Genomic DNA, 9,081 nt, shown 5'->3' on the forward strand with positions numbered 1-9,081 from the left:
CAAAGGAGGTGTAAGCGCTATTAGAGAAGCAAAGACTAACATAACTTACTCTTCTACTACATTTATCCAAACCGATGCCGCTGTTAATCCAGGAAATAGCGGTGGTCCACTCTACCTTCTTGAGACAAGTGAGGTGATGGGAATAGCTGTGGCTAAACTTCAAGAATCAGAGGGATTAAACCTTGCCATTCCCATAAATATTGCCAAAAGGCTCATTCAAAATGCCAAAATAACCATAAAAAGCAATCCCGCTACACCTGTCCCTTTTGCCAAACCAGAGCCAGAAAAACCTTCTACTGTTTTAACTGCCCTTGACTATTTACTCCGTGGCAATTCCTGGTATGACAAAAATCTCTATAACCAGGCAATCTCTGATTACAACCGGGCATTAGAGATAAACCCAAGGCTTGCTGAGGCATACTGCGGTCGGGGGCTGCCTATGGTAATAAAGGTCTCTATGACCAGGAAATCTCTGATTACAACAAGGCATTAGAGATAAACCCAAGGGATGCTGAGGCATACTACAATCGGGGGATTGCCTATGGTAATAAAGGTCTCTATGACCAGGCAATCTCTGATTACAACAAGGCAAGTGAGATAAATCCAGGGTTTGCTGAGGCTTACATCAATCGGGGGGTTGCCTATGCCGAGAAAGGCGATTATGACCATGCAATCTCTGATTACAACAAGGCATTGGAGATAAACCCAAGGGTTGCTATGGCTTACTACAATCGGGGGAGTGCCTATGCCGAGAAAGGCGATTATGACCATGTAATCTCTGATTTCACCAAGGCATTAGAGATAAACCCAAGGCTTGCTGATGCATACAACAATCGGGGGATTGCTTATTACTTCAAGAGAGAATATGACAAAGCCTGGGAGGATGTCCATAAGGCACAAAGTTTAGGCTATCAAGTTCACCTAGAATTTCTCAAGGACCTTCGTAAAGCCTCAGGAAGACAAAGATAACTAAAGAGCCAGAGCAAAGGCTCAGGGAGCTGGAATGACAAGCACGCCAAGAACGCAAAGAGAAATAAGGGAAAAAATTACCTTTGCGTCCTTTGCGTGAAAAAACTATTTTCAGTCCACGAATTTTCCGTGTTTCATCTGTGTTCATCTGTGGCTGAATAGTTATGATTACAATTTATCACCCATTATTATATCCAAAGGAGTAAAATTAATGATTGAATTAACTATTGATGGAAAAACAACTCAAGTAAAAGAAGGAACAACTATTCTTCAGGCGGCTAAGTCTGCCGGGATTAAAATCCCGCATTTGTGCTATCATAAAAGCCTTTCGCCTTCAAGTAGTTGTCGAATATGTGTTGTCGAAGTTGAAGGTGCAAAGACATTGGTCGCTTCCTGCTCTTATCCGGTCAGTGATGGGATGAAGGTTAAAACTGACACCGAGCGGGTGCTAAATGCCCGTAAATTAGTGCTCGACCTTCTTTTATCCAACCATCCACAGGATTGCTTGAGCTGTGAGAAAAATAGTATCTGTAAACTCCAGAAATATGCCTATGAGTTAGGCATAAGCCGCACTACCTTTGAAGGAGCAAAAACTCAATATCCGATTGATACCTCTAACCCATTCATTGAGCGAGATTATAATAAATGTATTCTTTGTGGTCGATGTGTTAGTGTTTGTGCTGAAATTCAAATGCTTGGTATCCCTGATTTTGCCAATCGTGGCTTTGAAACTAAAATATCTACCTTTTATGATAGCCCATTACAAGAAACAGAATGTGCCTTTTGTGGTCAATGTGTAGCCGTATGCCCAACCGGGGCATTAACAGAAAAAGTGCGTAAGTTCAGAGGAAGGGAGTGGGAATTGAAGAAGGTAACTACGACCTGCCCATACTGCGGTTGTGGCTGCACCTTTGATTTGAATGTTAAAGATAACGAAGTCGTAAAGGTTACTTCCAATGATAAAAATCCGGTTAATGGTTTGGCTCTTTGTGTTAAAGGGAGGTTTGGGTTTGACTTTATCAATAATCCGGATAGATTAAAAACACCTTTAATTAAACAAGAATCAGGTGAATTTCGCCCTGCCAGTTGGGATGAGGCGTTAAAATTGGTAGCCAATAAATTTAGCCAGATAAAGACGCAATATGGAGCCGATAGTATCGCGGGCATAAGTTCAGCCAGATGCACCAATGAAGAAAATTATCTGTTCCAGAAGTTTATGCGAGTAGTGATTGGCACGAACAATGTTGACCATTGTGCCCGACTTTGCCATGCTTCGACTGTGGCGGGATTGGCGGTATCCTTTGGTTCAGGGGCAATGACTAACTCTATCGCAGAGATTGAGAATGCAGATTGCATTCTGGTAACAGGCTCAAATACTACCGAATGCCATCCCATAATCGGTTTGAAGATAAAGCAGGCGGTTAAAAAAGGAGCCAAACTAATTGTGGCTGACCCAAGACGGATAGAGTTGGTTGAATTGGCTGATGTCCATTTGCAATTCAGGAGTGGCACGGATGTCGCCTGGCTTAATGGGATGATGAATGTGATTATCAACGAAGGTTTGTTGGATGAAAAATTTATAGAAGAGCGATGTGAAGGGTTTGATGAGTTTAAGAAAATTGTTATGGAATACACCCCTGAAAAGACAGAGGAAATAACCGGTGTTCCCGCGGATGAAATAATTAAAGCCGCCAGAATTTATGCTACCGCAGATAAAGCCAGCATTATCTATTCAATGGGGATAACACAACATACTACCGGGACAGATAATGTCTTTTCCATTGCCAATCTGGCTATGCTCACGGGTAATGTCGGTCGGGAAAGCACAGGCGTTAATCCTTTGCGAGGACAAAATAATGTGCAAGGTGCCTGCGATATGGGTGCTTTACCTGTGGTTTTCTCCGGGTATCAAAAGGTAGTTGACCCGCAGGCAAGAATGAAGTTTGAACAAGCCTGGGAAGTTAAATTACCAGAACAACCAGGACTAACGGTAGTCGAAATGCTTAATGAGGCGGGTAAGAAAATCAAAGCAATGTATATTATGGGCGAAAATCCAATGGTTTCAGACCCGGATTTAACCCATGTGGAAGAATCACTCAAAAAATTGGATTTCTTGATAGTTCAAGATATCTTCCTGACCGAAACCGCTAAATTAGCGGATGTGGTTCTACCCGCCGCCTCTTTTGCCGAAAAAGATGGCACCTTTACCAATACCGAGCGGCGGGTGCAGTTAATCCGTAAAGCCATTGAACCAATCGGACAGAGCAGACCTGATTGTTCGATAGTTGAATTAGCCAATAAAATGGGTTATCAGATGAAATATGATTCTGCCGCCGCAATTATGGAAGAAATAGCCAGGTTAACTCCTTCTTACGGAGGCATTTCTCATCAGCGATTGGCAAAAGAAGGTGGAATTCAATGGCCCTGTCCTGATGCCGCTCATCCAGGCACAAAATTCTTGCATAAAGATAAATTTGTTAGTGGAAAAGGTAAATTTCAAGCAGTAAAATACTTACCCCCAGTAGAAGAGCCAGATGAAGAATACCCATTTTGGCTGACTACTGGAAGGATACTTTATCACTACCACACCGGCTCAATGAGCCGCAGGTCAAAAGGACTAAATGAAATTTGCAAAGAAGGGTATGTTGAGATTAATCCTCAAGATGCTATTTCTTTAGGGATAAGTGATGGTCAGACTGTAACTGTTTCGTCAAGACGAGGTTCGATTGAAATAAAGGCAAAGGTAACTGATAAAATAGCCCAGGGAACATTTTTTATCCCATTTCATTTTGCCGAATCTGCGGCAAATGTCCTCACCAACTCTGCATTAGACCCAATAGCAAAGATACCAGAGTTAAAGGTTTGTGCAGTAAAAATAAGGTAATTATTCAGCTTGTTTAAAGGAGGTGTTTTAGAATGAAGTTTTTTATTGATACCGCCAATATCGACGAGATACGCAAGGCGGCTTCCTGGGGGATTGTAGATGGTGTCACGACAAATCCCTCATTGATTGCCAAAGAAGGAAGGGACTTTAGAGAAACAATCCTTGAAATTGCCCATATTGTTGATGGACCGATAAGTGCAGAAGTGATTAGTGAAAATGCTGAAGGGATGATTTCAGAGGCAGAACAAATAGCCTTATGGCATCCCAATATTGTTATCAAAATTCCAATGACTCCTGAAGGAATGAAGGCTACAAAAATATTAAAGATGAAGGCAATCAAGACTAATGTAACTTTAGTATTTTCAGCTAATCAAGCATTAATTGCCGCCAAAGCAGGAGCAACTTTCGTCAGTCCTTTTGTTGGCAGATTAGACGATGTTGGCCAGGATGGAATGGAACTTATTGGTGATATTGTGGATATTTATGATATGTATGGATTTACGACTGAGGTAATTGTTGCCAGCGTCAGACATCCCATTCATGTGGTTATGGCGGCTAAATTAGGGGCTCATATTGCCACCATACCATTCAAGGTATTAGAACAACTATTTAAACATCCTCTTACCGATATTGGCATCGACCGATTCTTAAGTGATTGGAAAAAGATGGGATAATCATTTGCAATAGGATAGTATTTAACCACAGAGGCACAGAGACGCTGAGAAGAAATAGAAAAATATGGGAAGTGTCCCCATATTTCCCCTGATAAATTGTAATGACAACATCAAGTGTAATCGGTCAGTTATTGGTGGGAGAAAGGCATAAAGATTAAATTTCTCGCTAAGGCGCAAAGAACTCAAAGGAATAAATTATAATCTTTGCGAACTTTGCGTCTTTGCGAGAGAAAATTTCTATTTAGTTTTTACCACTGATAACTGAGGGATTACCGGCTGAGCTCAGGACGAAACTATTTAACCAGTTACCAATTATCCGTTTGCAGGTTATGAAACCTGATGATACGCCGTGCAAAACTTACTCAACACCACACTAGACAATACCTTTAATATTCTTTTTAATCTTTACCTGCCAGGAATTGTAAGGAGGTATTTCAATCTTCCAATTTGGGAAAAAGACAGAACCCTGGTAGCCTAACTCAAGTCCTGCTTCTGAAGAAGATACGGTATAGACAGGAAATCGCCATAAACAACAGGGTTGATTGAACTTAAAATCAATTTCTATCTTACCAATGTTATCTCGGAGTGTTATTTCTTTACAGTCAACATCTTCTGCGATTGAATCCATTTTATTATCTTTTAAATTCTCCATTTCGGGAATTATATAAAAACATTGTGTCCCTCCCACTAAACTTAGATTAAATTCTATCCCAAACCACAATGAAATATCTTTTTTGTCATCATTCCTGATTTCATAGGTTATCTCTATTTCTGAGTTCCTTGCTAATATTCTAACCGATTTTATTAGCCCGATTGATAATGCCTCCTCATTTACCAGCACTTTACCCTCTTTAGCCATATCTACTATTATTTCTTCTTTCCCCTGTCGGACTTTATGTTTATAAGATTGATTAATAAAATCACACACCTCTTTATAATTACCTCGACTAAAATTATCAAGTGTAATATCTTTGGGTAAAAAATGGTCAATTAAACAGCCCCGTTGGTGGAAATCATAAGTAAGGTATTTGTCTAAATCTTGTTGTTTAGTTGATAATTGTTCGTGGATAGTCGCAACACCTGTTGATTTCCTGGATATTTCTGCTTGTTTTATCTTTTGATGATATGCTTCTTCTTTACGACTTAATGTATTTGTAATATTACATAGTTTTGGTTTATAATCAAGTTCAAATAAAGTTCCACCTTTTAATGGTTGAAAATAAAGATTTAAGTAAGAATTACTGACTAAAATTTCCTTTTCCCCATCTTTATCAAAATCAATTGCCTCTATCTCTATCCAGCCGGGTGTATTATGAATGATATTTTCTGAGATAACTTCAGCATTAATAAGATGTTGATAGATAGCGTTTCTTAAATGAGGCAAATATAATCCTCCAAAAATGCCATGCCAATAGGCACAATTACATTGGCCTTGCCATAATTCTTCCTTTGCTCTATCAATACTTATCGGTCGATTATCAATAAACTTATCATTCTCAGTATAAACTAATACCTCTGATGCCTGAGATATTTGGTCAACTTTATTACTGACATATAGCATTTTTTTGTGCATATTATTGGCTTCTGGGTATTTAATTAAGAAATTACGCCAAAAGCTCCCTTTCATAAATTGGATATAAGATTGATATTTTTTGGAATGAGATAAATCAGCAATAGCCTTTTCGTATTCAATAAGAGAATGCGACGGGAGTGCCCACTGCATTAGTTCTTCATAAGCCGCACAGGGCAGATATACCCTTCCAAGAGAATTATTTTTCATTATCCAACCAGATAAAGTTGTCATTTTTATCCAGTCTGCATTTTCTAATGCGGTGAAGAAATTGTCCAACCAGCCTTTTTCATAGACCCATTCATAGGTATGAGGCCAGATGCCAAATTTTTCACCATCATCACCCATAAGTATCATTTTTGTTACATTTTCATCGGCGACCGATTGGAGATATTCCAGAACATTATCTACTTTTGGGGCAAATGGAATTAAATATCTTAACTTTTGGCTGATTGGGAATATTTTTATCGCTACCCCTTCTTCTTCGGTTACATAATATCCAAACAGGTCTTTCTCTTTAATTCCAACCCATTTAAAATGAGTATCGTCAACTAATGTGAATTCTACTCCCGCTTCACCTATGGGTTTAGATAACGATGGCTCCCAAACTCGTTCGGCTAACCACATCCCCTTTGGAACTATGCCAAAATAGTTTTTAATCGTATTGGTCAATTTTTGAATCTGCCCAATCTTATCGCGGTCAGGGATAGCAGGTAATATTGGTTCATAAAAACCACCAGTCAACATCTCTACCTGACCTTGCTGAATTAACTTTTTTACCTTGCTAATTATCTCCGGATGCTTTTCCAAAAACCAGTTTAATAAAGAACCACTATAATGAAGTGATAATTTAATAGCAGGATGCTTTTCTAAAACTTTAATAAAAGGAAGATATGCCTTTTGATAAGCCTCTTCAAAAACATAGTCAAAATTCCCAACAGGTTGATGGCAATGGATAGTTAAAATAAGTGTTATTTGTTTCATGATTTAAACCTCTTTTTCAGCATCTCTTCAACAATTTTGGGGACAAAACTATGCAGTGAACCACCCAGACTGGCTATTTCTTTTATCGCTGAAGAACTTAAGAAGAAATTATCTTCATGGGTCATCATAAACAGAGTTTCTATGCTGGGATTTAATCTTTTATTCAAGGAAGCCATTTGGAACTCATGTTCAAAATCTGACACTGCCCGTAGTCCTCGAATGATAATACTTGCCTGTTTTTTTTGTGCATATTCAACTAACAATCCAGAAAATTCTTCTATCTTGACATTAGGATAATCTTTGGTTATCTCTTTTAACATTTGTATTCGCTCTTGTATCGAGAAAAGAGTTGGTTTAGAAGAATCGCAAGCCACAGCAACTATTACCTCTTCAAATAAAGGTATCGCTCGTTCAATTATATCTAAATGACCATTTGTTATCGGGTCAAATGTTCCTGGATAAATAGCGATATTGTGCATTTTTACTCCTCTTACATCTTATTTTTCAATTCCAATACCAATTGAACCTCAGTTTTACTCATATTTACTGCCCTGGCAATTTCCTCTATTGAAAATCCAGCGAGCATTAATTCCTTTATCTTTTCCTTCTTCTCATCAACAGTTGCCTTTTTAGAAAGAGGTTTTATCTTTGGTCTTTCAACAGGTTTTTCCTTTATTTCTTCTAGTTCTTTGTTTTTTCTACCACGATTAGCGAGTATATCTAAATCAACCGTCATTGAATTTAATTTTACAATTTTATTATCGGCTAATTTGATAATATTCTTTAAATCTTCTATTTTATCTTCAAGGATATTTATATTCGTGTTAGAAACTCGATTAAACTCAGTGATTAATTTACCTACTTCATTTCTAAACTTATCAATATCTTTGAATTCAACATTTGTTATTCTGGGTTTAATCCCATGTATCCAGATAATATATCCGGCGAGGATAAAAGAAATAATCGTTCCAAGAAAAAGCACAAACTCCATTTCATCATTTATTGTAATAAATTTAGATGATTTTGTCAAGTGGCAGATTGAGATTTTTTCAACCTGTATGGTTAGAATTTAAAGGGGGTAATATTTTGGAGATGCTGTTCCCGGGGAGAATTGCTCACTGGAAGTAGTCAGGATTGAGCAAATTTAATTCCTAACCCTACAGCTTCTTTAGCCGTTTGGGCGTAAATGATAGGTGGTTTTTCGTGATTTTGGCGTTCTAAATGCCAGGTTCGTAATCCAATAAGGGGCACATTTAATTTTAAACAAAATGCCATCTCAGATAATGTTCCATAGCTTCCCTCAATGGCAATAATTGCTTCACAAGACCGGACAATGATAATATTTCTTGCCTGGTCTAACCCCGTAACAATAGGAATATCAATGTAAGGATTGGCAGAGGTTTTTGCGGTGCCGGGTAGTATGCCGATAGTTAATCCGCCCTGACTTTTTGCTCCGCAACAGGCAGATTCCATTATTCCACCTAATCCACCACAAATTAATATCGCCCCTGCCTTCGCAATTTCTTCCCCTACTTCAAATGCTAATTTTTTACCCTCATCAGAAGGATAACTTTCACCTATAACTCCAATTTGCATTTTATATATCCTGTTTGTAAGCGTTCAGCATTCAGTTTTTGAATGAACACCGGTAACTATTCAGCCACAGATGGACACGGATGAAACACTGAAAATTCGTAATCCATGTCCGTTTTCTGTGTCCGTAATTAGGCTGATAGCTGAAAAATTCGGTGGTGTCTTAATCTAGTGCTCTGTCGCTACTCAATTGATGTTCTCCCCTGGCCTAATCATTACCCACATCTTTTAGTGGACAGATTAGATAGAAATTCCAAATTCCAAGCACCAAATTCCAAATAAATTCCAAATTCCAAGCACCAAATTCCAAATAAATTCCAAATTCCAAACACTAAATTCCAAAGTTTATATTACAACGATAAAAATTCATTTAGACTTTTCAATAATTGAAGAAAAAATTTTCTTCA

The 9,081-nt window shown here is 38.3% G+C and carries 8 protein-coding genes; 4 read left to right on the forward strand and 4 right to left on the reverse strand.

The genetic code is table 11. The features are described from left to right. The 4 genes from AB1422_12780 to fsa all read left to right on the forward strand — a co-directional run. The coding region (locus tag AB1422_12780) for a tetratricopeptide repeat protein (protein MEW6620186.1) at positions 1 to 493 on the forward strand (493 nt) is incomplete at its 5' end. Further along, positions 421 to 969, forward strand: a complete 549-nt coding sequence (locus AB1422_12785; GenBank protein ID MEW6620187.1) for a tetratricopeptide repeat protein — start codon at positions 421 to 423, stop codon at positions 967 to 969. The genes AB1422_12780 and AB1422_12785, both read left to right, overlap by 73 nt. A 211-nt stretch (positions 970 to 1,180) precedes the next feature. After that, positions 1,181 to 3,853 (forward strand): formate dehydrogenase subunit alpha, encoded by a 2,673-nt coding sequence (gene fdhF / locus AB1422_12790; protein ID MEW6620188.1) that lies wholly within the window; start codon positions 1,181 to 1,183, stop codon positions 3,851 to 3,853. Positions 3,854 to 3,885: 32 nt separating this feature from the next. After that, entirely contained in the window at positions 3,886 to 4,527 is a 642-nt protein-coding gene (gene fsa, locus AB1422_12795) for a fructose-6-phosphate aldolase (protein ID MEW6620189.1), read from the forward strand. A 373-nt stretch (positions 4,528 to 4,900) separates the two neighbouring features. Here the strand turns inward: fsa and AB1422_12800 are convergent, their stop codons facing one another. The 4 genes from AB1422_12800 to AB1422_12815 form a co-directional block, all read right to left on the reverse strand. Then, positions 4,901 to 7,081 carry an alpha-amylase/4-alpha-glucanotransferase domain-containing protein gene (locus tag AB1422_12800; GenBank protein ID MEW6620190.1) on the reverse strand — a complete coding sequence of 727 codons (2,181 nt, stop codon included), beginning with the start codon at positions 7,079 to 7,081 and terminating at the stop codon, positions 4,901 to 4,903. Beyond that, the gene (gene coaD / locus AB1422_12805) at positions 7,078 to 7,560 is read right to left on the reverse strand and encodes a pantetheine-phosphate adenylyltransferase (GenBank protein MEW6620191.1); all 483 of its coding nucleotides are present in this window, start codon (positions 7,558 to 7,560) and stop codon (positions 7,078 to 7,080) included. The genes AB1422_12800 and coaD overlap by 4 nt, the downstream gene beginning before the upstream one ends. Positions 7,561 to 7,571: 11 nt before the next feature. Further along, positions 7,572 to 8,072, reverse strand: coding sequence for a hypothetical protein (locus AB1422_12810; GenBank protein MEW6620192.1), 501 nt, complete (start codon positions 8,070 to 8,072; stop codon positions 7,572 to 7,574). A 137-nt stretch (positions 8,073 to 8,209) separates the two neighbouring features. After that, entirely contained in the window at positions 8,210 to 8,677 is a 468-nt protein-coding gene (locus AB1422_12815; GenBank protein MEW6620193.1) for a TIGR00725 family protein, read from the reverse strand. Between the last annotated feature and the right edge of the window lie 404 nt (positions 8,678 to 9,081).

The organism is bacterium, assembly GCA_040757115.1.
Lineage (GTDB): Bacteria > UBA9089 > CG2-30-40-21 > CG2-30-40-21 > SBAY01 > JBFLXS01.

Excerpts from the sequence above, each read along its gene's own strand:
- fdhF (MEW6620188.1), top strand. The coding sequence starts at position 1,181 with ATGATTGAATTAACTATTGATGGAAAAACAACTCAAGTAAAAGAAGGA.
- fsa (MEW6620189.1), top strand. The coding sequence starts at position 3,886 with ATGAAGTTTTTTATTGATACCGCCAATATCGACGAGATACGCAAGGCG.
- AB1422_12800 (MEW6620190.1), bottom strand. The coding sequence starts at position 7,081 with ATGAAACAAATAACACTTATTTTAACTATCCATTGCCATCAACCTGTT.
- coaD (MEW6620191.1), bottom strand. The coding sequence starts at position 7,560 with ATGCACAATATCGCTATTTATCCAGGAACATTTGACCCGATAACAAAT.
- AB1422_12810 (MEW6620192.1), bottom strand. The coding sequence starts at position 8,072 with ATGGAGTTTGTGCTTTTTCTTGGAACGATTATTTCTTTTATCCTCGCC.
- AB1422_12815 (MEW6620193.1), bottom strand. The coding sequence starts at position 8,677 with ATGCAAATTGGAGTTATAGGTGAAAGTTATCCTTCTGATGAGGGTAAA.